The organism is Bradyrhizobium sp. USDA 4503 (assembly GCF_054055815.1).
Genome location: NZ_JBSRXS010000001.1, coordinates 6351993 through 6376871, shown reverse-complemented (window position 1 = coordinate 6376871; position 24879 = coordinate 6351993). Strand labels below are relative to the sequence as shown.

The window sequence follows — 24879 nt, the reverse complement described above, 5'->3', positions numbered from 1 at the left end:
ATGGATGACGGCATCACCATCCGGCCGCTTCGAGAGGCTGATGCGGAAGCGGTGGTCGAACTTTACGCAAAGGCAGCCGCGGTGGAACCGCGGCTAGGCCCTGTCACGCTGCCGCAATGGGACCAGTTCCTGAAGCTGCCGCAGAACCGCGGCGGGCGCGACTTTCGCGTAGCCGAGCGCGATGGCGTGCTCGTCGGCCTCGCCGAGTCGTCGTTGCGCGACCAGGGCGCGCATCACACCCGATTCCTCAAGATCGTCGTGGCGCCCGAGATGCGCCGCCGCCGGATTGGCCTCGCGCTGTTCGACGAGGTGCTTGCGATCGACGCCGACGCCGATCTCACCGTTCAGACGCTGGTGAGCAGCGACTGGCCGGCCGGAATGGCCTTCGTGGCCGCCTTCGGCTTTGTTCATGTCGAGTCCGAGATCGGGATGAAGTGCGTCGAGCCGTTGCAGCCGGCGCGCACGCTCGCGGCCGCGCGCGCCACCATCGAGCAGGTCAGCGACGTCACCGCCTGCGCGGGCGAGGTCGCGCGCATCCATAACGCCGCCTATGCGTCGGACGCCGCCTTCCGCCTGTACTCGCGGGAAGAGATGGCGCAGGTCCTGACCGAGAGCGAAGTCTGGATCGCGTCGGAGGATGGACAGATGTCGGGCTTCTGCCTGACTGAACTGGAGCGGAACTCGATGTGGATCGAGTCGGTCGCCGTCGACCCGGTGCGGCAGGGACGCGGGCTCGGCCAGCTGCTGGTTTATCGCGTGCTGGCCGCACACGACGTATCGGTCGAGCACCCGTGCTGGCTCAACGTCTCGAGCCGCAACGCTCCCGCGCTGAAGATCTATCGCCGGCTCGGCTTCCGGCCGCAGCACGAGACCTGCCGCTTCAGCGCGCCACGCGGCGACCTGCTCGCCGCGCGGGGGCGGAGGTTTCAGTAGAGCGCGATGAGATTGGGTCGGGAGCGACGGCGACGGGATTGCGCTCCCTCGCCCCGTTCTTACGGGGAGAGGGTTGGGGTGAGGGGCCTCTCCACATATTCGGTGACAGCTGCATTCGCGGAGGCGCCCCCTCACCCGGATCGCATCTGAAGATGCGATCCGACCTCTCCCCGCACGCGGGGCGAGGTGAAGAGCGTCGGCCCCCTTAAGCCCACTCGCCCTTGCGGAACACCGGCACGCTGCGACCGTCGGCGTGGATGCCGTCGATATCGGTGTGGGCGGAGCCGATCATCCAGTCGATATGGATCAGGCTCTTGTTGCCGCCCTGCTCGGCGATCTGCTGCGGCGTCAGCTTGTCGCCATTAACGAAGCATTTCGAGTAGCACTGGCCGAGCGCGATGTGCGAGGCGGCGTTCTCGTCGAACAGCGTGTTGAAGAACAGCAGCCCGCTCTTCGAGATCGGTGAGGAATGCGGCACCAGCGCGACCTCGCCGAGGCGGCGCGCGCCCTCGTCGGTGTCGAGCACCTTCTTCAGCACTTCCTCGCCGCGCGAGGCCTTGGCCTCGACGATGCGGCCTTCCTCGAACTTGACCGAGATATTGTCGATCAGCGTGCCCTGATAGGACAGCGGCTTGGAGCTGACGACGTGGCCGCTGACGCGGCGGCAGTGCGGGGTGGTAAAGACTTCCTCGGTCGGGATGTTGGCATTGCAGACGATGCCGTTCTTGGCAGTCGACGCACCGCCCTCCCATTCATGACCGTCGGCGAGGCCGATCGTGAGGTCCATGCCGGGTCCGGAATATTTCAGCGCATGGAAGCGCTGGCCGTTCAGCCATTCGGTGCGCTCGCGGAGCTTCGCATTGTGCTGTGCCCAGGCGGCGACGGCGCCATCCTGATCGACCCGGGAGGCGGCGAAGATCGCATCCGCAAGCTTGGCCACTGCGACGTCCTCGGCATCGTCGGGGAACACCTGCTTGGCCCAGGAGGTGCTCGGATAGGCGATGATGTTCCAGTTGGTTTCGAAATTGACGATCTTCTCCAGCGCCGGCTGGTAGGCGATCGAATTGGCCTTGCTGGCGCGCGCCACCTTGACCGGGTCTTCCCCTGACAACAGCATCGGATTGTCGCCGACGATCGCAAGCCGCGCGGTGTTGGCGCCGAACGCCTTCGCCATGCCCTCATAGAGCCAGCTTGCGGCGCGATCGAAGCTCGCATCATTGGCGTAGCGGTAGCGCGCCAGCGTGAGCTCTTCGTCCGAGAAGAACGGGGTCACGAGACCAGCGCCGGCCTTGTAGGCGTGCTCCACCACCCGCCGCACCAGCGGCATCGCGGCGGCGGGCGCCGTCAGCAAGAGATCCTGCCCCGGCTGCAGCTGCAGGCCGACCCTGATCGCGACTTCGGCAAGCCGATCGAGCTTGACGGGATCGATCGAGGCGGAAAGGTTGCGTTGATGTGCGGTCATGAAGCGCCGTGTCGTTTGAGGAACCCTCGGGATTCGTAATCCAATTCGATCCGCATTCGCAAGGTTCCCGGCCGGTGCGCGCGATCACGCGACGGCGAGCAATTGGCTCGAATTTTACCGCTTCACCGAGGCCAGCACCCGGTCGACCATCTCGGGCGCAAGGCCGAGATAGTTTTTCGGCGCAGTGAGGCGGTCGATCGTCGCCCGATCGATCCGGCTGGCAACGCGATCATCCGCCGCTAGCGCCTCGGCCAGCGTCAGGCCCTTGTCGTTGGCGAGGCGGCAGGCGTCATAGACCACGTCATGCGCTTCCTGCCGGCCGATCGACGACGCGAGGCCCATCATCACGGCTTCGGCCACGATCAGCCCGCGGCTGATGTCGAGATTGTCGGCCATCCGTTGCTCGTCGACGATCAGACCGCCAAGCGCGAACCTCGCCTGGTGCAGCGCGCCCGCGGTCAGCACGAAGCTCTCCGGGATCGCCATCCATTCGGCGTGCCACGGACCGGTGGCGCGCTCGAAATCCTGCACCATCGCATCCAGCATCAGGCCGGCATGCTGGCGCACCGCCTTGGCGGCGGCGAGCATCAGTTCCGACGAGATCGGGTTGCGCTTCTGCGGCATGGTCGAGGACGCGCCGCGCCCCTTGACGAACGGCTCGTAGACCTCGGCGAACTCGGTCGACGCCATGATCATGATGTCGAGCGCGATCTTGCCGAGCGTTCCCGTGAGCAGTGCGAGGAAATTCACCGCTTCGGCCAGACCGTCGCGCGCGACATGCCAGGTCGCGACGGGCACGCCGAGCCCGAGTTCCTCGCACAGCGCCCGCTGAACCTCGAATCCCTTGTCGCCGAGCGAGGCCAGCGTGCCGGCGGCGCCGGCGAACTGGCCGACCAGCACGCGCGGCTTCAGCTCCACAAGCCGCGCGGCGTGGCGATCGAACGCGGCTAGCCAGATCGCGGTCTTGTAGCCGAACGTCACCGGCAGCGCCTGCTGCAGATGGGTGCGGCCGGCCATCGGCGTGTCGCGGTATTTTTTCGAGAGATCGGCGAGGATGCCGCGCAGCGCACCGATGTCGTCCTCGATGATCTTCAATCCATCGCGCAGTTGCAGCACGACGGCGGTGTCCATGACGTCCTGCGTGGTCGCGCCCCAATGAACGTAGCGGCCGGCCTCGCCGCACTGCTTGGCCATCTGATGCACCAGCGGCAGGATCGGGTAGCCGACGACGTCGGTCTCCTGCCGCAGCAGATCGAAATCGAGCGCGGCAACATCGGTACGTTTTGCGATCTCCGCGGCGGCTTCAGCGGGAATCACGCCGCAGCGCGCTTCGGCCTTCGCCAGTGCGACCTCGACCTCGGCGTAGCGCTCGATCAGCCGCAGGTCGGAAAACACCTCGCGCATCTCGCGCGTGCCGAAGGCATCGCGAAACAATACGGAATCAAGCACGGTGGTCGAGGTCGGGAAGGCGGACATGGGCAGATCCTGTTGCCGGTCGCGGTCGGCAACGTCCCTATCACGGCAAGGGCCGGTGCCCTACCCCTCCGGCGGCGCCTCGCCGAACACCTCGGCTGCAATCTTGCTGGTCTCGATCGCGGCCGGAATGCCGCAATACATCGCCACCAGCAGCAGCACGTCCTGCACCTGCGCGGCGGTGCAGCCATTGGCCAGCGCGCCCTTGGCATGGACGCGGAACTCGGCGGGCTTGCTGCTCGCCGCGGTGATGCCGAGCATCACGAGGCTGCGGATCTGGTCGGACAGCCCGCTACGCTCCCAGACGTCGCCGTAGACATAGGCATTGATGATGTTCTGCAGCGGCGCGCCGAAGTCACCCGCAGCCGCCATCCGCTTGGCGACATCGACCTCGCCGAACATCTTCTGGCGCCGGCGCAGTCCGCGCGCATGGAGATCGCTGATGTCCACCATCGTCGTCGGGCTCCCTGAATGGGCTATTTATACGGATAAATATGACACACCTCAACATTCCAGCGGGCATAACGCTTGCCTTTCTGATGTATTTGTCCGTATAAATTTGCAAAAGCAGACACGGGAGGAGACCGGGATGAAGTTACGGCTGGGGCTGCTCGCAGTCCTGCTTGCGACGCTTTCCATCCTGCCGGCTTTCGCCGCGGACGATTTCCCGCAACGGCCGCTCAAGATCATCGTGCCGTTCCCGGCCGGCGCCGGCCCCGACAACGTTGCGCGGCTGGTCGGCCAGCATCTGCAGGACGCGTTGGGCCAGACCGTGCTGATCGAGAACCGCGCCGGCGCGCTCGGCAGCATCGGCGCCCAGGAGGTCGCCCGCAGCGCGCCCGACGGCTACACGCTGTTGATGGGCACCAACACCACCCATGCCAGCAACGTCGCGACGCTGAAGAGCCTGCCATACGACCCGGTGAAGGATTTCGCACCTGTCATCCGCACCACCACCACGGCGATGGTGCTGCTGGTCAATCCCAAGCTCGCGGCCAGGGACCTGCCGCAGTTCCTCAGCTACGCCAAGGCCAATCCCAACCTGACCGCGGGCTACGGTTCCGGCGCATCGCAGATCTCGATCGCCCAGCTGCAATCGCGCGGCGGCCTGTCGCTGGCCGCGGCGTCGTATCGCGGCGTCCCGCAGGCGATGACCGACGTGATGGCGGGGGTGATCGATCTCACCTTCGGCGACTTCTCGGTCGCGATCCCGCAGATGCAGGGCGGCACCTTGCGCGGCATCGCCGTGACGTCGGCGACCCGCAACGAGCTGACGCCCGGCCTGCCCGCGCTCGCGGAAGCGATGCCGGGCTTCGAGGCCACGATCTGGTACGGCCTGTTCGCGCCCGCCGGCACGCCGGAACCCGTGGTCAGCAAACTCTACGCCGAGTGTGCGAAGTACCTCGCGATGCCGGAGACGAGGAAGAAGCTCGCCGATGTCGGCGTGATGGTGGCGCCGCTCGCGCCCGCCGAGTTCGGCGCCTTCGTCAGGAGCGAGGTCGTGCGCTGGTCGGCGGAGGTCAAGGCGGCCGGCATCCGGCCGCAATAAAGCGAGGCGGCGTCGCATCATGGCTCGCGAGACACCTGTCGGCATGATTGGCCTCGGGCTGATGGGATCGGCGCTCTCCGCGCGGCTGATCGACGCCGGCATCGGGGTGATCGGCTTCGACATTGACGCCGCGAAGACAGATGGCCTGCGAGCCAGCGGCGCCGAGTTCGCGGCGTTCGCCGCCGACGTCACGGCGCGCTGCCGGACCATCGTCATCGCGGTGTATGACGCGGCCCAGGTCAGGACGCTGCTGCCGGACCTCGCCAACGCGACGCCGCCGCCGCGCGTCATCTGCACCACCACCTGCGCGCCGGGTGAGATCGTGGCAATCGCCGAATTCGCCTCCCGCTCGCGCCTCGCCTTCATCGAAGCGCCGATCTCGGGCACCAGTGCCGAGGTCCGGGCGGGCACGGCCACCGCGCTGGTCGCCGGCGATGCCGACATCATCGACGCCGCCGCGACGACGCTCGATATTCTCTGCCCGCAGCGGGTCAATGTCGGCGCGATCGGCAATGCCAGCCGCACCAAGCTCGCCATCAATCTGATCCTGCAGAACAACCGCGCCGCGCTGGCCGAGGGCATCGCCTTTGCGGAAAGCCTCGGCCTCGACGGCGCGGCGTTCCTTGCGACCGCGCGGCAATCGGCGGCATATTCCAAGGTGATGGACAGCAAGGGGCCGAGGATGCTGGCGCGGGATTTCTCGCCGCAATCGCATATCGCGCAGACCTTGAAGGATGCCGAACTGATCCTGCAGGAGGCCGGGCGGCACGGCCTGCCCTTGCCGCTGACCTCGGTGCAGGCCGAACTGCTGCGCGCGGCGATCGCGCTGCAAGGGCCGGACAGCGACAGCGCCGCGGTCATCGAGGCGATCCGGGCCGGCCGCGGCCACGGTGAGGGACAGTCATGATCAACTGTGCGATCGCGGGCCTCGGTCGATGGGGCCGCGCACTGGTCGGGGCCGCGCGCAACGAGCCGCGGCTCAGGATCGTGCGCGCGGTGGAACCCGACGCCAACGGCGTCGCCAGCTTTTGCGAGGCGCTCGGCCTCTCCCTCGCGGCGAGCCTGGACGATGTGCTCGCCGACCCTCGCATCGATGCCGTGCTGCTGGCGACGCCGCATTCGCTGCACAAGGGCCAGGTGATCGCGGCAGCCGGCGCCGGTAAGCAGGTGTTTTGCGAGAAGCCGCTGGCGCTTCGGCGCGCCGATGCCGCGGAGATGTTCGCGGCGTGCCGCAGCGCCGGCGTGGTGCTCGCGGTCGGGCATAACCGCCGGTTCTGGCCGTCGATGCAGGCGCTGCGCGCGATCACAGCCCGCGGCGAGCTCGGCACCATCCTGCATGTCGAGGGCCACAATAGCAACGAGAACTCGCGGAGCATCACGCAGGGCTGGCGGCTGTCGCCCGAGGAATCGCCGGGCGGCGGCCTGACCGGCGCGGGGCTGCATGTGCTCGACGGCTTCGTCAGCCTGCTTGGTCCCGCGCGCCAGGTCTATGCCCGGTTGAGTGCGCGCGAGGCCGGACCGCCGCCGCTCGACACTGCAACCTTGGCGATTGAATTTGTGAATGGCGTGAGCGCAACCCTTGCGACAATTCGCGCAACACCGTTCTATTGGCGCGTGCATGTGTTCGGAACGAAGGGATCCGCCGAGGTGCTCGACGAACAGACGATGGTGCTGCGGAAATCCGGCGAGGCGCCTGCGACGACGCGCTATCCGGCAATCGACAGCCTCACCGCGGAACTATCGGCCTTTGCCGACGCCGTCGAAGGCAAGCAGCCGTTCCCGGTGCTCGAGGCAGACGTGCTGGCGACGCTCGCCGCGTTCGAGGCCGCGCTGCAGTCGATGCAATCGGGACATCCGGTCGTCTGCCATACGGCATACCAGTGATCCGCCATGTCTGAACAACCGGACCGAGCGCGATCGTCCCGCTACCGCGACATCGCCACCGGACTGCAGAAGGACATCCGGCTCGGCACCTACGCGGTCGGCAATCTGCTGCCGACCGAGACCGAGCTGATGGCGAGCTATCAGGCCAGCCGGCAGACCGTGCGCGAGGCGCTGCGCATCCTGATCGACCAGGGCCTGATCGTGCGCCGCGCCGGCCTCGGCTCGGTGGTGATCGCATCCGAGCCGCCGGTGCTGTTCACCCACAGTGTCAAGTCGCTCGGCGAGTGGCTGCGCTATTCCAACGAAACCTACCGCGAGGTCGTGGCCAGCAGCGACATCGTCGCCGACCGCAAGCTGGCCGGGCTCTTGAAATGCGAGCCCGGCAAGAGCTGGTTCCTGATCGAGGCGGTGCGCCGCTCCGACCAGTTCGCAGCCCCGCTCGGCTGGGCCGAGATCTACGTGCTGCGCAGGTTCGCCGATGTCGTGACCCGGCCCGACCACGGCCGCACCCCGGTGCATGAGCAGATCGCCAGGATGTACGGCCAAGTCACTGAGCGCGCGCAGATGGAAATCTTCGTGCGGGGCATGCCGGCGCCGATCGCCAGGGCGCTCGGCGTCAAGACCGGCTCGCCGGCGCTCACCGTGGTACGCCGCTACTACGGCCAGCGAGAGGAACTGTTCGAGGTCACCATCACCACGCACCCCGAGGGGCGCTACACCTACACAATGGATATGCAGCGCTCGCTGCGGCCGAAGCTCTAGCGCACCCGGGCCAGATGGGTGCTGGCAGAGGTGTGTGCCGTCTGCGGGGTGCCGCTCACGCCCCAGATCGCGACCGCAATCAGCGCGGCCGCCCAGACATAAGGCACAGCATTCAACTTCTTCATTTCCGGGATCATCCCCAACGTCTCAGCAGGACCGACTGACCTTGCGACCCTGGTCGTGAATCTCACCACCGCGGTCCTCAGCGTCTCACCAGGCAGCCGTCCTTCACAACGCTACTAAGGTTAGACCTTGTCGGTTTCAGGACGCCTTCGTGCGAATCCGGAAATGATTTCGTCGGAACCGGGCTCTCTCATCCGAATTGATGAGACCGTAGGCCAATCGAGGTCGGCTTCATTCGAGGCAACACTTAAGAGAATTTTCTGCCCAAATTTGAATCAGACGCACAACAAACCTTCCAAAGATGCGCCCACTGAATCCTTTTTGATTGTCGCCCCGACTCCCGCCGTGCCATCAGGGCCTGTGACACTGTGATGACAAGGGTTTCTCCCGTGACTGCCGAACCGGCCAAACCGCAAGGCGACTCCCGTCGCCGCTCCAAGGAAACCCAGGACGAGGTGGCGCGGTCGCTGGAACGGGAATTGAAGCTGCTGACGGAAGAGCGCCAGGAGCGCGCGCTCCGGTTCGGCCTCGACATTGCGGGCAAGACGCCGAAGGTGGACCAATAAGGTCGCCGCCGCGCTGGGAGCCTCGGGCGCATAGTTTCCTTAGCATTGTCGATTCGCGCGGCCGTCTGCCATGGCCGGTGTGCGTGTTGGCGTACGCCGGTCGTGATTTCCTGCGGCCATGCCGGCGAGGTCGCTGCGCGGGCACGACGCCTTCTGCACTATTGCAACGACCAGTCCCAGCTACAACGTCTGCAGCGGCTTATGGGTCCCGGCCTTCGCCGGGACGACGCGAAGGAAGCCGAGCTTCACGTGCCCGAAATGGACAGGGACGCGGCCCGCGCTCGAGCTATTGCGAGCCCGGCGCTTCAGCGTCGGCCTTAACGTCACGGCCGAAGCGATCCTTGCCGCTGAGCCGGGCCTTGCCGCCATCGAACGACAGCAGCCATCGGCGGTCGGTATCGCCGCCGACCAGACGCAGATCGATCGCGAATGTCTGGTTGTCCTGCCACGTCCCTTTCAGCGCCATCACGCCGAGCGCCGTCGGTTGACCGAGACGGTAGGCACCGTCGAGCCCGATCGGTCCCGCCAGTGTCGTCACCGGCCTCGCCGAATCCGGCGTCGCCGTTTCGAGTTCGTAGTGCGCGGGCTGATCCGTCAGATGCAGCGTCAGTGCCCGCAAATTGAAGCCATTGGCCGGGAAGCGCCAGGTCTTGCCGGAGATGGCGGCGGCCGTCTCGGGCACGGCACCAACCGTCGACAGCTTCTCGGTTGCGATATCGCGCAACGCGCCCGCGAGCTGATTGCCGCCGACGGAGTTCACCGGCAGCGCCGTGTCGGATTTGACCGCGCCCGAAATCTCGTCGGCCATTCTGCCGAACGAGCAATAGTCGCGCGCGGTCACGACGGTGACGATGTCGAGCGCGGGAAACAGCATGAGGAGCTGGCAGCGGTCGCCGACCGCCATGACAACCTGCCGCTGCGGCATGACCCAGAAGAAATTGGCGTAGCGCAACGATGAGTCGAACGAGGCGTGCATCTCCGTCGTCGCATGCCTGATGCGGTCGACCCAGCCGGTCGGCAGCAAGCGCTGCCCGTCCCATTCACCGTCATGCAGATAGAGCAGACCGATCCTGGCCGCGTCGCGCGGCGCGAGCTGAAGCCCGCCGCCGCCCTGCGTCAGTCCGGGACCGATGCTGTGCCAGTACGGCGCGGCTATCCCGAGCGGGCGAAACAGTTTCGTCACCGCATAGTCCCGCGCGCTCATGCCGGTGAGCTTGTTGATGATCGCAGCCAACAGCTGCGCATTGCCGGTGTTGTAATCAAACGCCTCGCCCGGCGCCTTCGCCATCGGGCGGTCGAGGATGTACTGGATCGCATCAGGGCTGCGCCCCCACTCGATCAGCGAGTCCGGTCGGCCACCCTCAACGCCTTCGGTCCAGGCCATTCCCGAGGTCATGTCCAGCATGGTCTGGACCGTGATCGCCCGCTTGCGGTCGTCGAGATTGGCGATGGTGCGATCGCCGAAGAAATCCACCATGCGATGGTCGAGGCTGTCGAGCACGCCATCCCTGAGCAGCATCGCGACCAGCGTTCCGGTCACCGCCTTGGTGACGGAATTGAACAGATGCGGGATCTCCGGCGTGTAGGGCGCATAATAGGCGTCGAGCACGATCCGGCCATGCCGCGCGATCAGGAGGCTATCGAGACTGTGGTCCGCGCCAAAATTGACGAGCCGCGCCAGCGCGGCGGAATCCATCCCCTGCTCTTCCGGCGTCGAGGTCTGCCACTGCCAGGTCTGCCACTGCGAGGTCTGCGGCATCGGCTCGGCGGCGCCTTGCGCCCGGGCTGCGCCCGACAAAGCCGAAGCTGCAAGCACGAGCCCTGCAAGCATCGGCAGCGCCAAACGTTGAACTTGCATCGGCGTCTCATTGCGACACGGCGGAGAGCCGCACCATCCGCGATCCCTCGCTTGCTTGTCAATCGCCGCCGCGACCGCGCGCCAATCAGGACGGGCAAGCCGTCTAGCGCTGCCGCTGCGCGAGATAGAATCCGGCCAACACGGCGGCCAATCCGGCCGCCTGCAGCGTGGTTGGTGGCTCGCCGATCAGGAGCCATCCCAACAGCAGAGTCAGCACCGGCACGGTCGCAGGAAATACGGCTGCGCGGGCAACGCCCAGGCGCTGGATCGACACCGCGAACAGATACATCGCCGCTGGCCCGGCCAGGATGCCCTGGGCGATGGCCTGTAGCGTGTTTTCATGCAGGCCGATGGCCGCATCGCGAGCGAGCCCACCCGAGGCGGCGTAGAGTGGAAACAACGAAAGCGACAGCACGCTGATGACGCTGGCCACGGAGAACGCCGAGACACGCCAGTAGCGCACCAGCGTGGCGAAGCCTGCGAACATCAATCCGGTCAGAACGAAGATCAAATCGCCGATCACGGCGCTCGGCCCCATATGGCCGATCGACTCGCTGCCGATCACGGCAAGACCGACGACAATGACGACCGCGCCGGCCGCGCGCGAGAGCGAGACCGTTTCCTTCAGCAAGACGACCGCGAGAAACAATCCACCCAGCGTCGCGCAGGACGGCTGGATCACGCTGCCGTGCCCCAGCGGCACGAACATGAAGCCGGCATAGCTGATCAGCGACATCACCGGCCCGCCGAGCAGCATCAGCGCCATGCCGCGCCCCCAGCCGATGCCGCAGAGATCGCGGAGGCCGGCGCGCACAACGAGCGGCAGGAAGACGATGCCCGACCACAGGAAGCGATGCATCAGCAGGTCGACGGGTGTAAAACCGACCTTCAGGCCGTGCCGGGTCGCCACGAAGCCGAGCGCCCAGCACAGCGCCGCACCGAGGCCGCATGCGACCCCGAGCAGAATGGCTTTCGTATCCGGAAGAGCTGCAGCCTTGGCGATGGCCGGACGTTCGTTCATCGCGAACGACTACGTTAGTGCCGGAAGCGGATCAACCCATCGATACGCACGGCTGGTTGGCGCAAGCCTGCCAGGGTCCGCTTGGATCAAGCTCTGACGTCATTCCGCGCTGCCGCGATGTCCGCTTGCTGCAAAGGGCGAGCTCGAGGGCCGGTTCACCCTAAGGGAAGCTGGCCTTTCACAGACAAGACGTGGGACTTACTTCCGCGGTTCAACCACGGTTTTTGTCGATCCGTCCGGCGCTCCCTGCATTCCCGGCGGGCTTTGACCTTGCGGGCTTTCCGGCGGCGCACCACCTGATTTTGTTTCAAGTGGCCCGGTCCAACCTTGTGGCTGCAATTGACCTTTTTCTTCCGGTGCCGAGCGCCCGGTTGCCGTGTTCACGTCCTTGTTGGGATCGGCCTGGGCTAGCGCGAATCCACACGACAACGCCCAGCCAATCGTCGTCATCAGAATGATCCTCATTCCGACCTCCCTTGGCTAATCGTACCAAACAGGCTGGACCGGCTTCGGTTCCGTTTGCCGAAGGAGGCGACCAAAACCAGCGTCAAACGATACCCGCTATGGGTCCAGCAGCGGACGTTCGGATGTGGAGCATCAATTTTAAGCCGCGGGCGAGCCGCTGCGTTGAGGAAACAGCCGAGCTGCGCCCTCAGGAAGCAACCCGCAAGCCTGGAGCACGCTGTAGACGAGCGCTGCTAGAATGATGAAACCGACAATGCGATTGAGTTTGAACACCAAATCTCGAAGCTCTTCGTTGCCAAGCGCCATATTGCCCGAGATGCATCACTCGCAGCAAGAGCACCGAGGCCACGAAGATCAACGCCGCCATCATGCCGCGATGATCGAATGCTTGTACAACCGGGCCACCAACGTAAACAAAGGCCCTTCGGAAGATCAGGCGGCGCTGTAGCCGCCGTCGACCACGTGCGATGCGCCGGTCATGAACGACGCCTTGTCCGAGCACATCCAGACCACGGCTTCGGCGATTTCCTCGGGCACGCCCAGGCGACGGACCGGCACCTTGGCGATGATCTCGTCGTAGCGTTCATCCATCGTCTCCTTTGTCATCGGCGTCTTGATGTATCCGGGATTGACGCAATTCACGCGGATGCCGTCCTGGGCATATTCGATCGCGGCGGACTTGGTCAGCCCGACGACACCGTGCTTGGTCGCGACATAGTGGCCCGACGTGGCGAGACCGACCAGGCCTGCGATCGAGGCCGTGTTGACGATGGCGCCGCCGCCGCCTTGCTTCAGCATTTGCGCGACCTCGTATTTCAGGCACAGGAACACGCCCATCAGGTTCACCGAAAACATCTTGGCCACCGAGGCTTGCGTGAGTTCATGAATGCGCTGGCCGGGCGGGCCGACGGAGCGCCCGGCAACGCCGGCATTGTTGAACGCACAATCGATGCGCCCGAACGCCGAAACCGTGCGGGCCACCATGTTCGCGACGTCGGCCTCGTCGGTGACGTCGCCCTGGATCGCGATCGACTGGCCGCCGGCGGCATTGATCAGCGCGACCGTCTCCTCGATGCCGTCCTTCGAGAGGTCCGACACCGCCACGCGCGCGCCTTCACGCGCCATGGCAATTGCCGTCGCCCGGCCGATGCCGGAGCCGCCGCCCGTCACCAATGCGGCCTTGCCGTCCAGAATGCCTGCCATGAGAAACTCCTCGAGCGCGATGAGAGTACGATGAAATTGGGCTGAATCATTAATGCGCATGAGCTCTTTGTTTGAGCATGTTCTTGTCGAAAAACCGCTTCGCACTTTTCCGGATCATGTTCTAGCGCTTGCCTTCGATTGCGATCTCGACGAGGTACGGCCGCTGCGCCGCGACAGCCTTTGCGACGGCACCGGCAATGTCGTCGGCCTTCTCGACCCTGACCGCCTCGACGCCCATGCCGGCCGCGAGATGCACGAAGTCGAGCGCGGGGCCGGTGATGTCCATGTTCTGATAGGGATGCTGGGTACCGGCCTCAAAGTTCTGGCGCCAGACGTCCACATTGTGCTTGAGGATGCGGTACTCGCGGTTGGCCAGCACCACGAACACGATCGCAAGCCTGTGGTGCGCGGCGGTCCACAGCGCCTGGATCGCGTACATCGCCGAGCCGTCGCCGGAGATCGCGACCACCGGACGATCCGGCATCGCGACCTTGACGCCGATCGCCCCGGCGAGGCCCTGGCCGATGCCGCCGCCGCGGCCGCCGAAATAATCGCCGAAGCCGCGATAGTCGAAGGCGCGCGCGAGATCGAGGCTCGCCGTGATGCTTTCATCAACGATGACGACATCATCGGGCAGGCCGCGACGAAGCTCCGCGGTGACACGCGGCATCGCGGTCGGCTGGCGGTCCCGGCTTTTCTCGACCCGCGCGCGATAAGCCTCCTTCTCCTTCGCCTGCAATTCGGCCAGCGCGGCATTGCGGTTCTGCGCGGCCTGCCTGAACTCCTCGCCCGCCTTTGCACGCACCGCTTCCGACAAGACACCGACGCTGACGGCGATGTCGCCGACGATGCCGGCATCGAGCCGGTTGTTGAGCGCGAGGCGCTCGGCCGAGGCTTCGATCTGCAGCACGGACGCGCCGTCAGGGATGTGGCCACCAGGCGCAAACCAGATGTCCTCAAAGAACGGGCCGCCGATCAGCAGCACGAGATCGGCGTCACCGAGCGCCTTGCGCACCTGCCTTGCGTCGCCCGGAAGCGACTGACGATAGCTCGGATGGCTGGTCGGGAACGGCGCGTGATGGCGGAGCCCCTCGAACCACACGGTGGCGCCGATCGCTTCCGTGAGCGCCACCAACGCCTGCTCGCCGCCCGATCGTGCCACGTCGTCGCCAGCGATGATGGCCGGCTTTTTCGACTTCAGAAGCAGCGCGACAAACGCTTCGATGCCGGCCGGATCGGGGCGCGGCGAGCGCCACAAATTGTCCGGCGCCAGAGCATCGACCGCGGTCTCCTGTTCCATGACGTCGATCGGCAGCGACACGAACACCGGCCCCTGCGGCGCATCGGTCGCCACCTTGAACGCGCGGCGCATGATCGGCGCGATCTCGTCGGCGCGCTCGATCTGCACGCTCCACTTGGTCACCGGCGCCGCCATCGCGACGAGGTCATGGCCGAGCAGCGGATTCTTCAGCCGCATTCGCGTATCCTGCTGGCCGGCCGTCACGACCACGGGCGAACCCGCCTTCAGCGCGCCGTACAGCGAGCCGATGCCGTTGCCGAGGCCGGGAGCGACGTGCAGGTTCGCGACCGTGACACGCCCCGACGCCTGCGCGTAGAAGCTGGCGGCGCTGACCGCGACACCTTCATGCAGCGCCATGATGTATTCGAGTTGCGGAAATGCGGGCAGGCTGTCGAGCAGTGGCGTTTCGGTCGTGCCAGGATTGCCGAAGATATGACGCACGCCGTGCGACACGAACGATTCCATCAGCACACGGCGCCCGCGCATTCGCTCCCTCTCGATTGTTCTGATCCGTTTTGCGCATCATCGGCCGGGGAGCGCCCCGTGGCAACCGTGCGAGACGGCCAGCATCCGCGCGCCCGGCTGCGTCTTCCGCATGGCTTCAAGGCGCAGCCGCGCCAGCGAGGCCGCGGCCCTGCCACTTCCGCGGCCAAAGCAGCCACGAATGAAAAGGGCCACCGTCTGGGTGGCCCTTTCGCCTATTTCTTGAGGTTGGCGGCAAACAGCTTTGCGGCTTCGGCCTTGGATTCCTGATCGGCCTTGGCGTCGTATCTGAGCGGCAAATTGAACTTCTTGCCGAGCTCGGTGGCTTCGGGGTTGGTGAACGCGTGAACCGCGCCGGGATACTCGACGATGCGGTAATCGGCCTTCGCGGCGTCGAAATCCTTCTTCAGCGCATCATACTGCTCGCGCTTCACGAACGGGTCGTCCGCGCCGTTCAGGATCAGGATTTTCGCCTTGACGGTGCCCGGCGCCGGTGCGGGGGTATTGAGACCGAGCGAGGCGTGGAAGCCCGCGACGGCGGCAAGATCGGCGCCAGTGCGCGCCATGTTCAGCACCACCGCGCCGCCGAAGCAGTAACCGACGGCGCCGATCCGCTGCGGATTGACCGAGGCCTGCTTGGCGAGTTGCTCGCGCGCGGCATTGAAGCGCTGCTCCATCACCTTCGGGTTCTTCATCACCGAGCCCGAGAGCGCGCCGGCATCCTTCGGGTTGTCGGCAGTCTTGGCGTCGCCGTACATATCCGCGATGAAGGCCACGTAGCCCTGCTCCGCGAACTTCCGCGCCTCGTTATGGATATGCGGGGTGATGCCCCACCATTCGTGCACCATGACGATGCCGGGCCGCTTGGCCTGGGTCGCGTCGTCATAGACGACGAAGCCCTTCATCGTGGTCTCGCCGTCGGTATAGGTGACCGGCTCTTCCTTGACCGCTGCGTGTGCGCTCGCGACCATCGCGATGGCGCAGAGTGCTCCCACTATGTTCGTTATGATCGTTCGCATGCTGACCTCCTGCGGGTTTGGCACGACGCGACATTGGCATACCAGCGAATCCTGCGCTAGGCTTGGAAAGCGGAGCCGCTTCGCTCGCCGGCTGCGCATCATCTCCCGAGCGCGCGGGCGTCTGGCCCGCGGCCGAGCGCGCCAACATTTCTGTCGGTTGCTGATCTGTGAACGATGTTGCGTCAAGGTCAGCGCGTCGCCGTTGCTGAGCTTGTCGCGCTATCGATGAACGCAACCGGGGTGCCCTTCGCGACACCGGCCGCGACGCGCTGCGCGTCCCAGTTGGTGAGCCGGACGCAGCCGTGGGACTCCGCCTTGGAGACCTTGCCGGGATCGGGCGTGCCGTGAATGCCGTAGCCTTCGCCCGAGAGGTTGATCCAGACCACACCGACCGGGTTGTTCGGACCGGGCCTGATCGTGAACGGCGTCTTCGATCTGACGCCCTTGAACGCGTATTTCGGATTGTAGCGATAGGTCGGGTTCTTGTTGATCGCCGTCACCTTGAGCGTTCCGCTCGGCGTCGGCTTCTCCGCGCTGCCGACGGTCGCAGGATAGAAGCCGAGCAGCTTACCTGCTGCATCGAACGTGCTGAGCGCCTGCCTCGTCTTGTCGACCTCGATGCGCGCGACCTGCGGCGGTTTTCCGGCGTCGACGACGTTGGCAACCGCAATGGTCTCGCCGGCCTTGTCGAACTTCTGTCCCGGATTGAGCGCCTGAAGCAGCGCCTCGCTCATGTGGAATTTTTCGGCGAGCGCTTCGCGCGGACTGGTATAGCCCAGCGCCGGCAGGCTCTTCATGCTCTCCATCCTCGCGGGGATCCTCTTCGCGAACGGCCCCTTCACGTCGGCGTCGACGATCGTGTAGCTGACGATCGCAGGCCCCTCGCTGGCGGTTGTGAGCCCGCTCCAGAGCTCCGGCGTCACCGCCTTGTCGAAGGACAATCCATTCGCGTCGGCAAACGCCCGGAGCGCCTTCTGCGCGTTGTCGCCCAGCTTGCCGTCGATCTCGCCGGGAGAAAAATGCGCGCGGTCGAGCAGGATCTCGAGCCTGGCAACGAAGGCGTTGAGCTGACCACGGTCCGGCAATTTTGCCGGCGGCGCCGCCACGTCGTTGATCGCGGCCGCATCAAGACCCGCGGCCACCGCCGGCGCGGCCGACACAAGCAAAAGTGCAATCGCAAAACGTGCAACGGAAAACGGTCGGAACATCGTGCATCCCAACGTGATCATCTTCCGTAAAGCTACGGAAAGCGTCGAAGTTCCAATGCGAACAGCGGCGAAGTTCCACGGCGGAACAGCTGATTTCGCGGCTTCGCCGCAATCGACCCGCTAAAAAGTCGTGATCCGAAGTGCATTTGCGCGCAACTCACATCACAATTCATGTCTCTGGAAGCAAATGCGATTTGTCATCGCGGCGCTTGCCGCGTTTCTTGTCTTGATGCTCGATTTCGATCGTTCGCCCGGCTCGATCAACGCCTCAACTCAAGCCCCGACATTCTCGCGCGACGCGACATCCGACGCCGTTCCGTTTGCCGCGCGCTTTATCGAAAGCGCTGATGCCAGCGAGGCGCCCGCTGCGACGGACGCGGACAAGACGCCCGCGCCTGCGGCGCAGCCGAGCGATGCCGCGGCCGAGCCGCAGCTGTCCGCGATCGACAAATTCTGCCACAGCCTGAAGGACGCGGCGCAGGCGAGCGAAATCCCCGTTGCGTTCTTTGCGCGGCTGATCTGGCAGGAGAGCCGCTTTCGCTCGAACGAAATCAGCCATGCCGGTGCGCAGGGCGTTGCGCAGTTCATGCCGGAGACGGCGGCCGAAGTCGGGCTCGACGACCCCTTCGATCCGCTGCAGGCGTTGCCGGCATCCGCAAAGCTGCTGCGCAAGCTGCGCGACGATTTCGGCAATCTCGGCCTCGCGGCGGCCGCCTACAATGCCGGCAGCGGCCGCGTCCAGAAATGGCTCGCCAGGCAGAGCGAGCTGCCGCGCGAGACCCGCGACTATGTCCGGATCATCACCGGCACCAAGGCGGAGGACTGGATCGAGCGTGCCGACACGCTCGCCATCCGCATCGACTTGCCGAGCGAAGCGCCGTGCGAAGGCATAGGCGGCCTCTCGAAGGCGAAGGATGTCGCCTTCGTGGCGGCGTCGCCGGCATCCGCGGTGACGACGATCATCCGCAAGGCCGAGGCCGCGCGAGAGGCGGCAAGGTCGGTCGCCGGCCGCGCGCGCAAGCGGCTCGCACTCGTGCTCGGGAAGAGCTCGCCGGGCGCGGCCCGGCTCGGCAAGGCGCGCCCGACCGTCGCCGCAGCCAAAACGAAATCCGGCAAGACCCGCGCCATTCACGTCGCCTCGCGCGCGCGTTCGTCGAGCTGAGGCCGCGTCACGACGCGTGCACCGCCGCAAGCGTGGGCCGGCGATATTTCCGCTCAGGAAACTGAGCGCACTGGTGTATGTTGCCGGTCGTTTTCAGATCGGTTTGCTTGCAATTTTCATTTCCCAGTGGGCGTTGTCATGACGTTGATCGATGGTTTGGGTTATCTGGCGTCGGCGCTTGTGTTGCTGACGTTCTGCATGAGTACGATGTTGAGCCTGCGCGCTGTCGCGATATTCAGCAATCTGGCATTCATCAGCTATGGATTGGGCGACCGGATCTACCCGGTGCTCATCCTGCATATCATTCTGCTGCCCCTGAACGTGGTGTTGCTGTTCCAGATGGTTCGGCTGCTTCGGAAAGCGAAGCGTGCTGCAGCGACGGACCTTTCTCCGAACTGGCTGCAGCCGTTCATGCAGCCGAAGCATCTCAAGGCGGGAGAAACGATCTTCCGGAAGGGCGACGACGCCGACCTGCTGTACATGGTCGTGTCCGGCGAGGTCAGGTTTCCCGAGATCGATCGCGGGGTATCGGCGGGTGAACTGTTCGGCGAGATCGGGCTGTTTTCGCTCGAGCGCCGCCGCACGCAAACCGCTCAAGCCGCGACCGATGTAGATCTGCTCTGGATCAGCGACAGCGCACTGAGGAAGCTGTGCGAGCGCAACCCGGGACTGTCGCTGTATTTCCTGCGCCTGACGGCGACGAGGATGACGGAAAACGCAGCTCGCGCAATCGGGGTCGGCGAGGTGGCGCCCAGTCCGGCGTAAGGTGCGCCGCCTCGCTTGCCGGCGCTACGGCGCGGACGACGCCGCAAGGCTCGGCAGCGGCGCAAACTGCATCTCTGCAACGGCCGAGCCGGCGTATGCACTGGCGATCAGGATCATGACTCGAATGGCGACGAACATGGTGCCTCCTCAGTCTTGTTGTTGGTCTTTCAATGCCAGAGACTTCTTTCCCGCCGGTGAGGAAAGCTGGTTGCCGCAACCTTGAAGGCATTGGTAAGCGGGCCGTTTACGCAAGCCCATTCATGAGTTGGGAACCGTATCGGCCGATCGGCCTCGGCCCTAAACGCGCGGTTCACCGTCACCGGGCATTGTTCGCCTCAATCAAGAAGGCGCAAGCACAATGCCGATTTTCAGGACGATCCTTGTTGTCGTATCGATTTTTCTTGCCGGTTTGTACGTCTACGACAGCTGCCACAGTGATGGGCTCGCCATGCCGGTTTCGGTAAACGAAATCCTTGCACGGCGCTGGCCGGAACCGGACGCGTTTCATACGACGGCGGCCCCAGTGTCCGCGGCTGCCGGCACAGTGACGCCGGCCGCGCGCGTTAGGGAAACGTTTGCGATGTTCATTCCCAAGGATGCGCGACGCCATCCGATGCAGCGCAGCCTTTAGAGCATGATCCGGAAAAGTGGAAACCGGTTTTCCGAAAAGATCATGCTCAAACAAGGAGATGAGATCATGATGCGATTCTGTGGAAACGCATCATGATCTAGCGGCCTCGGGTCAGCCCAGCGACGCGCCGGCCTTGGCGCGGCTTATTCCGAGCGTCACGATGCGCTGCAGGAGATCCGGATAGTCCAGCCCGTCATGCCCGGCGGCCGTCGCGAACTCCTGGCTCTTGGCGATTTCGGGGTTGGGATTGGCTTCGATGAAATACGGAACGCCATTGGTGGACAGGCGGAAGTCGATGCGCGCATAGCCATCGAGCCCCAGCGTCCGGTAGATGCGCTTCGCCAGCCGTTGGATATGGGCGGATAGCTCCGGCGTGAGATCCTCGGCCGGGCCGTCGACAATCCCGACCCGCTCCTGATAGCTGGTATCGTGCTTGACCTTTTCGGTGGCGATCTGGCGCGCGGCGGGGCCGCCCATGCTGCCGAATTTCAGTTCCCACACCGGCAGCACCCGCAGCCGGTTGTTGCCGAGCACGCCGACATAGAGCTCGCGTCCCTCGATGAACTGCTCGGCGATCGCGGCCGTTCCGATCCGCTCATGGATGAAGGCGACGCGCTCCGCGAGCTTCTCGTCGGTATCGACGATCGACGCCTGCGAGATACCCAGCGATCCATCGCTGCTCAGGCTCTTGACGATCAGCGGCAGCTCGAGACGCGGCGGCCGCTTGACCTTGCGGCGCATCGGAAACACGGCGAAGGCCGGCACCGGGATCCGGCGATGGTGCACCAGCGTCTTGGACAGATCCTTGCCGCGCGCCAGGATCAGGCCGCGCGGATTGCACCCGGTATAGGCGATCTTCATCAGCTCGAGATAGCTCGCGATGTGCTGGTCGTACACGACGTCGTAGTGAAACTCCTCCAGCAGCGTGAACACGACGTGCGGCTTGAAGCCCTCGATCTCGTCGCGCACCGGCTTGATTTCCTCCTGCACGCCGAGCGGACGAACCTCATGGCCGGCCGCGCGCAGGGTGCTGACGACGTCGTATTCCGTCTTCCACTCGTTGATCTCCCGCGCGCTGTATCCATCGCTGGAGTCGGGCGGCACACAATCCGGGTGCATCAGCACCAGAATGCGAAGCTGTTTCATAGCGCGATCCATTTCCGGCGCGACGGGCCGAACAGCGCGTGCATGGTCTTGGCGGTCAGCAGAATGGTGAAGTTTGTCACGAGCTTCTGCTCGGGGCCGACGGCACGCAGATTGAGCTCGCGGCAGCGCGAGATCATATCATCGAGCACGGCATCGAGCGTCAACTGGTTCTCGCCGGTCCACCGCGCCACCAGCTGCCTGATCTGGGCGCGGTGCCGCCTGATGAAGGCCGCGGCCGGCGGACGCCGATAATGCCGCGGATCGGCGGAGAACAGCTTGGAGAGATCGCGGTCGTAGGTCTTCGGCGGCGTGAAGGCGTAGAATGCCTGCTTCTTCCTGTAGTGCTCGGCGAGCGTTTGCTTGAGCGTATGCAGCGGATCGACCCGCTCGCGCGTCGGGAGCAGCGGCCGCTTGCCGGCGATCTCGCCCATCAGCTCGTCGACATATTCGAGCTTCTTCAGCGCGGGCCAGCCGGCATAGCGCGTCCGCCAGTTCGAGCGCGGCCGCAGCCACACCGCGAAGGTCTCGGCGAAGTCCTCATCCGGATGGCTCTGCGCGTACCAGAGCCGAAGATGCTGGACATAATTGCGGCTGGCCGGATTGGGCCGGTAGTAGCGCGGATAGTGCTGCGACGACGGGCCGAACAGCTGCTGCCAGCGCCGGCGGCGCTGCAGCTGGTAGCCGTGCTGCACGGCATGCCCCGCCTCGTGGCGGAGAATCGCCATGCACTCGGACCACGAGGCGCCCTCGACGTCGAGCATCATCTTCTTCTCGAGCTTCATCAGGCGGGGATGGGCGAGGTAGAACGGGATGGCGATGCCGGGCACATCTGCCGGGCTGAACCATTCGCTCGAGATCCATGTGTGCGGCCGCAACCGGATGCCGCGCTCCTCGAGCTCCTCATAGAGCGTATTCACACAATCGGCGAGCCAGGTGCCCTCGACGGCAACCCTCAGACGATTGAGCGGTTGCGCGAGCAACTGCTCGTCCGTCAGCTTTTCCCAGGCAAATTTGCGGCGCGGCATAGGCTTCCAAAGTCTAAAGCAAATCGGACTCTGGATGGTGTCATAGGTTGCCGCCGGCAACAACCGCCGGGCCTTCGCGGCGAGCCTCCGGCCAATGCCGGCATCGGGCCGGCCCGAGTGTCCGCCTTGGGCGGCGGGCAGCGCGCCGAGCCCGATTCGCCGGCTCAAGGCGACGCTCATCTGGCGTCCTAAGGCTTGACCCAGCGTTGCACGGCAGCGGCGGTGTCGGCTGGCCTGGTGTTGAAGCAGATGGCGGCATCGGGGGCGAGCCGGTGCACCAGATTGAGGATCGTCTCGAACAGCAAGAGCCGCTCCGGCGGCTTGCGCAGCCCGGCACCGATCACGACGCAGTCGTAGCGGCGCGCGTTGAGGGCCGCCGCCGTCACGGCTTCCGCCGTATCGCCGAGGTCGATCAGGCAGCTCTCGACGTCGTAGCCGAGCGTCCGCAGGCACTCGATCTGCGCGTCGAGATAGCTACGTACCAGTTCGGGCGTGAACTGCGGCATGACGGACAGATCGACGAAGGTAGGGTCGAGGCCGATCGCCAGCACGGATGGCTTCGTCATGGTGGCAGTTCCCGGTCCGAGAGAATTTCGTCCGAGCATGCCGCAGGTTTGAGTCGAAATCGCGGACACGACGACCCGCAGGAACCTTGTGAAGCCCGGGTGAGCGAAGCGACACCCGGGGTCGCTCGTGGCAAAGACCCGCATGTCGCTTCGCTCATGCGGGCTACATGGTTTCGCTCCGCCGGAATCGCGGAGCCGTCAGCGGCAGCCATGATCCTGCGCGGCACGCGCAGCGATTGCGGCGCGCCGCTTGAGGAACTCGCGCTCGCGCGAATTGCCGGCTAATGCGGCGGCGGCCTCGAACGCGGCATGCGCCTCCGCGAAACGGCTCAGCTTATTCAGCAGATCGCCGCGCACGCTCGGCAGCAGATGATAGGATTTCAGCGCCGGCTCATCGGTGAGGCCATCGACGATCGCGAGCGCGGCAAGCGGCCCCTCGGCCATGCCGATCGCAACTGCGCGGTTGAGCTCGATCACGGGTGAATCCAAGAGCGCGGCGAGATCGCCGTACAGCGCGGCGATGCGGCGCCAGTCGGTCGCGTCCGGTGTTCCGGCTTCGGCGTGGCAGGCGGCGATCGCGGCCTGCAGCACATAGAAGCCGCCGGCGCCGCCGAGCTCGCGGGCACGCGCCAGCGCGAGCTGCCCGCGGCGGATCTGCAGGCGATCCCACCGCGCACGGTTCTGGTCCATCAGCAGGATCGGCTCACCGGACGCATCGGTGCGCGCCGCCATCCGCGAGGCGTTGAACTCCATCAGCGCCAGCAGGCCGTGCGCCTCCGGCTCCGATGGTGCGATCGAGGTCAGCACGCGGCCCATGCGCAGCGCCTCGTTGCAGAGCTGCGGCCGCAGCCATTCGTCGCCGCTTGCCGCGGTATAGCCCTCGTTGAAGATGAGGTAGACGACCTCGAGCACGGAGGCGAGCCGCTCGGACAGCTCCTCGCCACGCGGCGTCTCGTAGGCAAGGCCTGACTCCGACAACGTGCGCTTGGCGCGCACGATGCGCTGGGCGATGGTCGCCTCCGCCTGCAGGAAAGCGCGCGCGATCTCCTCGGTGGTGAGGCCGCAGATCATCCGAAGCGCCAGCGCGGCGCGCGCCTCCCGCGACAGGCGCGGATGGCAGGCGGTGAAGATCAGCCGCAGCAATTCGTCACCGATATCGTCGTCGAGCGCGGCATCGAAGTCGGGCATGGTCTCCTGCTCCCGCGCCAGGTCGTGCGCGATCATGCCGTGCTTCTCGGTCAGCATGCGATTGCGGCGCAGATGGTCGAGCGCGCGGCGTTTGGCCGTCGCCATCAGCCAGGCACCGGGCTTTTCCGGCACGCCATCGGCCGGCCAATGCTCGAGCGCGGCGACCAGCGCTTCCTGGGTCAGGTCCTCGGCGAGCGGCACGTCGCGCAGCATCCGCGACAGGCTGGTGATCAGCCGCGGCTGCTCGATGCGCCACACCGCAAGGATCGTGGCCTGGATGTCGGCGGCCGTCATCGCCGCCGACCTGGATTCTCGTCCTGACGCGTTTTCTTCACGCGAGCCGGCGTCCACTTCGCTTGCGAACGCCCTGTTCGCGCGGCGCATCAGGCGCAGGCGGACACATCGACCTGACAGCCGCCGTCGGCGCCCGGGGTGGCGAACGGACGGACCTCACAGGTTCCCTCCCAGCCCGGCATATGCTCCTTGTGCAGCTGCATGAACTCGACGGCGGCGGCGACCGCCTCTTCCTTGTTGCGGAGCTCGAAGATCGCGTAGCCGCCGATCATCTCCTTGGTCTCGACGAAGGGCCCGTCGACGACGTTGAGCTTGCCGTCGGTGATGCGGACCTGGGCGCCCATCGCTACCGGCAACAGCCCGCCGGTGTCGATCATGCGGCCCGCCTTGATTTCCCGCTCGGCAAGCCTGCCCATCGCCTCCATCAGAGCGGGCGTCGGCGGGCCCGGGGGCTGCGCGGAGGTGACGATATACATGAAGCGCATCGGAAAACTCCTGTTGGGCGAGACGCGGCGATGATCGCCGCAAGACCGGCTCGCTATGGGAACGACGATCCGGGAGGGGGTGAATCGACATGGGAAAGGGAATTTTTTTCGGGCAGAAGCAAATCCTTGGCGTCCCTGCGAAAGCAGGGTCCCATAACCACTGGGTTGAGTTGCTGAAGCGAGCCATGGCCACAGCCGCGCAAAACCAACCGGCATCGTGGCTATGGGTCCCTGCTCCCGTGCGCAATTGCGCACTAGGCGCGGACGACACGGAGCTTGTGGCAATCCCGTAGCCGGGTGAGCGAAGC

Annotated in this window: 25 protein-coding genes; 9 read left to right on the top strand and 16 right to left on the bottom strand. The window is 65.5% G+C overall.

The window, feature by feature from the left end; translation table 11 throughout:
* Complete coding sequence (locus tag ACVMIH_RS30295; RefSeq protein ID WP_076832641.1) at positions 1-933, top strand: GNAT family N-acetyltransferase; 933 nt, start codon at positions 1-3, stop codon at positions 931-933.
* Between the two features lie 205 nt (positions 934-1138).
* On the opposite strand, the gene ACVMIH_RS30290 is transcribed toward ACVMIH_RS30295, so the two are convergent.
* The 3 genes from ACVMIH_RS30290 to ACVMIH_RS30280 all read right to left on the bottom strand — a co-directional run bounded on the left by ACVMIH_RS30290 (position 1139) and on the right by ACVMIH_RS30280 (position 4321).
* The gene (locus ACVMIH_RS30290) at positions 1139-2395 is read right to left on the bottom strand and encodes an aminopeptidase (protein ID WP_456864421.1); all 1257 of its coding nucleotides are present in this window, start codon (positions 2393-2395) and stop codon (positions 1139-1141) included.
* Positions 2396-2509: 114 nt separating this feature from the next.
* Positions 2510-3871, bottom strand: coding sequence for a class-II fumarase/aspartase family protein (locus ACVMIH_RS30285; RefSeq protein WP_456864419.1), 1362 nt, complete (start codon positions 3869-3871; stop codon positions 2510-2512).
* 60 nt (positions 3872-3931) lie between these two features.
* Positions 3932-4321, bottom strand: coding sequence for a carboxymuconolactone decarboxylase family protein (locus ACVMIH_RS30280; protein ID WP_057020100.1), 390 nt, complete (start codon positions 4319-4321; stop codon positions 3932-3934).
* Positions 4322-4457: 136 nt separating this feature from the next.
* On the opposite strand from ACVMIH_RS30280, the gene ACVMIH_RS30275 reads away from it, so the two are divergent.
* The 4 genes from ACVMIH_RS30275 to ACVMIH_RS30260 are packed head-to-tail and all read left to right on the top strand — an operon-like array spanning position 4458 to position 8063.
* Positions 4458-5417 (top strand): Bug family tripartite tricarboxylate transporter substrate binding protein, encoded by a 960-nt coding sequence (locus ACVMIH_RS30275; RefSeq protein ID WP_456864417.1) that lies wholly within the window; start codon positions 4458-4460, stop codon positions 5415-5417.
* A 19-nt stretch (positions 5418-5436) separates the two neighbouring features.
* On the top strand, positions 5437-6324 hold the full coding sequence (locus ACVMIH_RS30270) for an NAD(P)-dependent oxidoreductase (protein WP_456864415.1): 888 nt from the start codon (positions 5437-5439) through the stop codon (positions 6322-6324).
* Positions 6321-7301 (top strand): Gfo/Idh/MocA family protein, encoded by a 981-nt coding sequence (locus tag ACVMIH_RS30265; RefSeq protein WP_456864413.1) that lies wholly within the window; start codon positions 6321-6323, stop codon positions 7299-7301. Before ACVMIH_RS30270 ends, ACVMIH_RS30265 begins: the two co-directional genes overlap by 4 nt.
* 6 nt (positions 7302-7307) lie before the next feature.
* The gene (locus ACVMIH_RS30260) at positions 7308-8063 is read left to right on the top strand and encodes a GntR family transcriptional regulator (RefSeq protein WP_028337580.1); all 756 of its coding nucleotides are present in this window, start codon (positions 7308-7310) and stop codon (positions 8061-8063) included.
* On the opposite strand, the gene ACVMIH_RS30255 is transcribed toward ACVMIH_RS30260, so the two are convergent.
* A complete protein-coding gene (locus ACVMIH_RS30255) occupies positions 8060-8188 on the bottom strand; it encodes a hypothetical protein (RefSeq protein WP_016847287.1) in 129 nt (42 codons plus the stop codon). The genes ACVMIH_RS30260 and ACVMIH_RS30255 overlap by 4 nt on opposite strands.
* A 387-nt stretch (positions 8189-8575) precedes the next feature.
* On the opposite strand from ACVMIH_RS30255, the gene ACVMIH_RS30250 reads away from it, so the two are divergent.
* Positions 8576-8752, top strand: coding sequence for a hypothetical protein (locus ACVMIH_RS30250; protein ID WP_162832420.1), 177 nt, complete (start codon positions 8576-8578; stop codon positions 8750-8752).
* A 286-nt stretch (positions 8753-9038) separates the two neighbouring features.
* Here ACVMIH_RS30250 and ACVMIH_RS30245 read toward each other — a convergent pair whose 3' ends face one another.
* The 7 genes from ACVMIH_RS30245 to ACVMIH_RS30215 form a co-directional block, all read right to left on the bottom strand.
* Positions 9039-10610: a serine hydrolase domain-containing protein gene (locus tag ACVMIH_RS30245; RefSeq protein WP_456864411.1), complete on the bottom strand. Its 1572-nt coding sequence runs from the start codon at positions 10608-10610 to the stop codon at positions 9039-9041.
* Positions 10611-10713: 103 nt separating this feature from the next.
* Positions 10714-11631: a DMT family transporter gene (locus ACVMIH_RS30240; RefSeq protein ID WP_456783284.1), complete on the bottom strand. Its 918-nt coding sequence runs from the start codon at positions 11629-11631 to the stop codon at positions 10714-10716.
* Between the two features lie 198 nt (positions 11632-11829).
* Positions 11830-12096 carry a hypothetical protein gene (locus ACVMIH_RS30235; protein ID WP_141340539.1) on the bottom strand — a complete coding sequence of 89 codons (267 nt, stop codon included), beginning with the start codon at positions 12094-12096 and terminating at the stop codon, positions 11830-11832.
* Positions 12097-12528: 432 nt separating this feature from the next.
* Positions 12529-13299, bottom strand: a complete 771-nt coding sequence (locus tag ACVMIH_RS30230) for an SDR family NAD(P)-dependent oxidoreductase (protein ID WP_076832663.1) — start codon at positions 13297-13299, stop codon at positions 12529-12531.
* Between the two features lie 121 nt (positions 13300-13420).
* Positions 13421-15085 (bottom strand): thiamine pyrophosphate-binding protein, encoded by a 1665-nt coding sequence (locus ACVMIH_RS30225; RefSeq protein ID WP_456864409.1) that lies wholly within the window; start codon positions 15083-15085, stop codon positions 13421-13423.
* A 212-nt stretch (positions 15086-15297) separates the two neighbouring features.
* Positions 15298-16101 carry a dienelactone hydrolase family protein gene (locus ACVMIH_RS30220; RefSeq protein ID WP_225163114.1) on the bottom strand — a complete coding sequence of 268 codons (804 nt, stop codon included), beginning with the start codon at positions 16099-16101 and terminating at the stop codon, positions 15298-15300.
* A gap of 188 nt (positions 16102-16289) precedes the next feature.
* Positions 16290-17309 carry a L,D-transpeptidase family protein gene (locus ACVMIH_RS30215; protein WP_456864407.1) on the bottom strand — a complete coding sequence of 340 codons (1020 nt, stop codon included), beginning with the start codon at positions 17307-17309 and terminating at the stop codon, positions 16290-16292.
* A 187-nt stretch (positions 17310-17496) separates the two neighbouring features.
* Here ACVMIH_RS30215 and ACVMIH_RS30210 point away from each other — a divergent pair, with 187 nt between their 5' ends.
* From ACVMIH_RS30210 to ACVMIH_RS30200, 3 genes are all read left to right on the top strand, one after another.
* Positions 17497-18471, top strand: coding sequence for a lytic transglycosylase domain-containing protein (locus ACVMIH_RS30210; protein WP_456864405.1), 975 nt, complete (start codon positions 17497-17499; stop codon positions 18469-18471).
* Between the two features lie 138 nt (positions 18472-18609).
* Complete coding sequence (locus ACVMIH_RS30205; protein ID WP_076832668.1) at positions 18610-19236, top strand: Crp/Fnr family transcriptional regulator; 627 nt, start codon at positions 18610-18612, stop codon at positions 19234-19236.
* Positions 19237-19594: 358 nt separating this feature from the next.
* Positions 19595-19867 (top strand): hypothetical protein, encoded by a 273-nt coding sequence (locus ACVMIH_RS30200; protein ID WP_456864403.1) that lies wholly within the window; start codon positions 19595-19597, stop codon positions 19865-19867.
* Between the two features lie 111 nt (positions 19868-19978).
* Here the strand turns inward: ACVMIH_RS30200 and ACVMIH_RS30195 are convergent, their stop codons facing one another.
* The 5 genes from ACVMIH_RS30195 to ACVMIH_RS30175 form a co-directional block, all read right to left on the bottom strand.
* A complete protein-coding gene (locus ACVMIH_RS30195; RefSeq protein WP_050382451.1) occupies positions 19979-21013 on the bottom strand; it encodes a D-alanine--D-alanine ligase family protein in 1035 nt (344 codons plus the stop codon).
* Positions 21010-22218 (bottom strand): putative zinc-binding metallopeptidase, encoded by a 1209-nt coding sequence (locus tag ACVMIH_RS30190; RefSeq protein ID WP_253605020.1) that lies wholly within the window; start codon positions 22216-22218, stop codon positions 21010-21012. The genes ACVMIH_RS30195 and ACVMIH_RS30190 overlap by 4 nt, the downstream gene beginning before the upstream one ends.
* An 8-nt stretch (positions 22219-22226) precedes the next feature.
* Positions 22227-22604 carry a hypothetical protein gene (locus tag ACVMIH_RS30185; RefSeq protein WP_456864401.1) on the bottom strand — a complete coding sequence of 126 codons (378 nt, stop codon included), beginning with the start codon at positions 22602-22604 and terminating at the stop codon, positions 22227-22229.
* 198 nt (positions 22605-22802) lie between these two features.
* Positions 22803-24086, bottom strand: a complete 1284-nt coding sequence (locus ACVMIH_RS30180) for an RNA polymerase sigma factor (RefSeq protein WP_456864399.1) — start codon at positions 24084-24086, stop codon at positions 22803-22805.
* Positions 24087-24175: 89 nt separating this feature from the next.
* Positions 24176-24571, bottom strand: coding sequence for a YciI family protein (locus ACVMIH_RS30175; RefSeq protein WP_057020112.1), 396 nt, complete (start codon positions 24569-24571; stop codon positions 24176-24178).
* Positions 24572-24879: the final 308 nt, after the last annotated feature.

Excerpts from the sequence above, each read along its gene's own strand:
- ACVMIH_RS30290 (WP_456864421.1), bottom strand. The coding sequence starts at position 2,395 with ATGACCGCACATCAACGCAACCTTTCCGCCTCGATCGATCCCGTCAAG.
- ACVMIH_RS30235 (WP_141340539.1), bottom strand. The coding sequence starts at position 12,096 with ATGAGGATCATTCTGATGACGACGATTGGCTGGGCGTTGTCGTGTGGA.
- ACVMIH_RS30185 (WP_456864401.1), bottom strand. The coding sequence starts at position 22,604 with ATGACGAAGCCATCCGTGCTGGCGATCGGCCTCGACCCTACCTTCGTC.
- ACVMIH_RS30245 (WP_456864411.1), bottom strand. The coding sequence starts at position 10,610 with ATGCAAGTTCAACGTTTGGCGCTGCCGATGCTTGCAGGGCTCGTGCTT.
- ACVMIH_RS30220 (WP_225163114.1), bottom strand. The coding sequence starts at position 16,101 with ATGCGAACGATCATAACGAACATAGTGGGAGCACTCTGCGCCATCGCG.
- ACVMIH_RS30180 (WP_456864399.1), bottom strand. The coding sequence starts at position 24,086 with ATGACGGCCGCCGACATCCAGGCCACGATCCTTGCGGTGTGGCGCATC.
- ACVMIH_RS30285 (WP_456864419.1), bottom strand. The coding sequence starts at position 3,871 with ATGTCCGCCTTCCCGACCTCGACCACCGTGCTTGATTCCGTATTGTTT.
- ACVMIH_RS30295 (WP_076832641.1), top strand. The coding sequence starts at position 1 with ATGGATGACGGCATCACCATCCGGCCGCTTCGAGAGGCTGATGCGGAA.
- ACVMIH_RS30255 (WP_016847287.1), bottom strand. The coding sequence starts at position 8,188 with ATGAAGAAGTTGAATGCTGTGCCTTATGTCTGGGCGGCCGCGCTGATT.
- ACVMIH_RS30195 (WP_050382451.1), bottom strand. The coding sequence starts at position 21,013 with ATGAAACAGCTTCGCATTCTGGTGCTGATGCACCCGGATTGTGTGCCG.
- ACVMIH_RS30215 (WP_456864407.1), bottom strand. The coding sequence starts at position 17,309 with ATGTTCCGACCGTTTTCCGTTGCACGTTTTGCGATTGCACTTTTGCTT.
- ACVMIH_RS30260 (WP_028337580.1), top strand. The coding sequence starts at position 7,308 with ATGTCTGAACAACCGGACCGAGCGCGATCGTCCCGCTACCGCGACATC.
- ACVMIH_RS30230 (WP_076832663.1), bottom strand. The coding sequence starts at position 13,299 with ATGGCAGGCATTCTGGACGGCAAGGCCGCATTGGTGACGGGCGGCGGC.
- ACVMIH_RS30240 (WP_456783284.1), bottom strand. The coding sequence starts at position 11,631 with ATGAACGAACGTCCGGCCATCGCCAAGGCTGCAGCTCTTCCGGATACG.
- ACVMIH_RS30190 (WP_253605020.1), bottom strand. The coding sequence starts at position 22,218 with ATGAGCGTCGCCTTGAGCCGGCGAATCGGGCTCGGCGCGCTGCCCGCC.
- ACVMIH_RS30225 (WP_456864409.1), bottom strand. The coding sequence starts at position 15,085 with ATGCGCGGGCGCCGTGTGCTGATGGAATCGTTCGTGTCGCACGGCGTG.
- ACVMIH_RS30210 (WP_456864405.1), top strand. The coding sequence starts at position 17,497 with ATGCGATTTGTCATCGCGGCGCTTGCCGCGTTTCTTGTCTTGATGCTC.
- ACVMIH_RS30280 (WP_057020100.1), bottom strand. The coding sequence starts at position 4,321 with ATGGTGGACATCAGCGATCTCCATGCGCGCGGACTGCGCCGGCGCCAG.
- ACVMIH_RS30275 (WP_456864417.1), top strand. The coding sequence starts at position 4,458 with ATGAAGTTACGGCTGGGGCTGCTCGCAGTCCTGCTTGCGACGCTTTCC.
- ACVMIH_RS30200 (WP_456864403.1), top strand. The coding sequence starts at position 19,595 with ATGCCGATTTTCAGGACGATCCTTGTTGTCGTATCGATTTTTCTTGCC.
- ACVMIH_RS30265 (WP_456864413.1), top strand. The coding sequence starts at position 6,321 with ATGATCAACTGTGCGATCGCGGGCCTCGGTCGATGGGGCCGCGCACTG.
- ACVMIH_RS30175 (WP_057020112.1), bottom strand. The coding sequence starts at position 24,571 with ATGCGCTTCATGTATATCGTCACCTCCGCGCAGCCCCCGGGCCCGCCG.
- ACVMIH_RS30270 (WP_456864415.1), top strand. The coding sequence starts at position 5,437 with ATGGCTCGCGAGACACCTGTCGGCATGATTGGCCTCGGGCTGATGGGA.
- ACVMIH_RS30205 (WP_076832668.1), top strand. The coding sequence starts at position 18,610 with ATGACGTTGATCGATGGTTTGGGTTATCTGGCGTCGGCGCTTGTGTTG.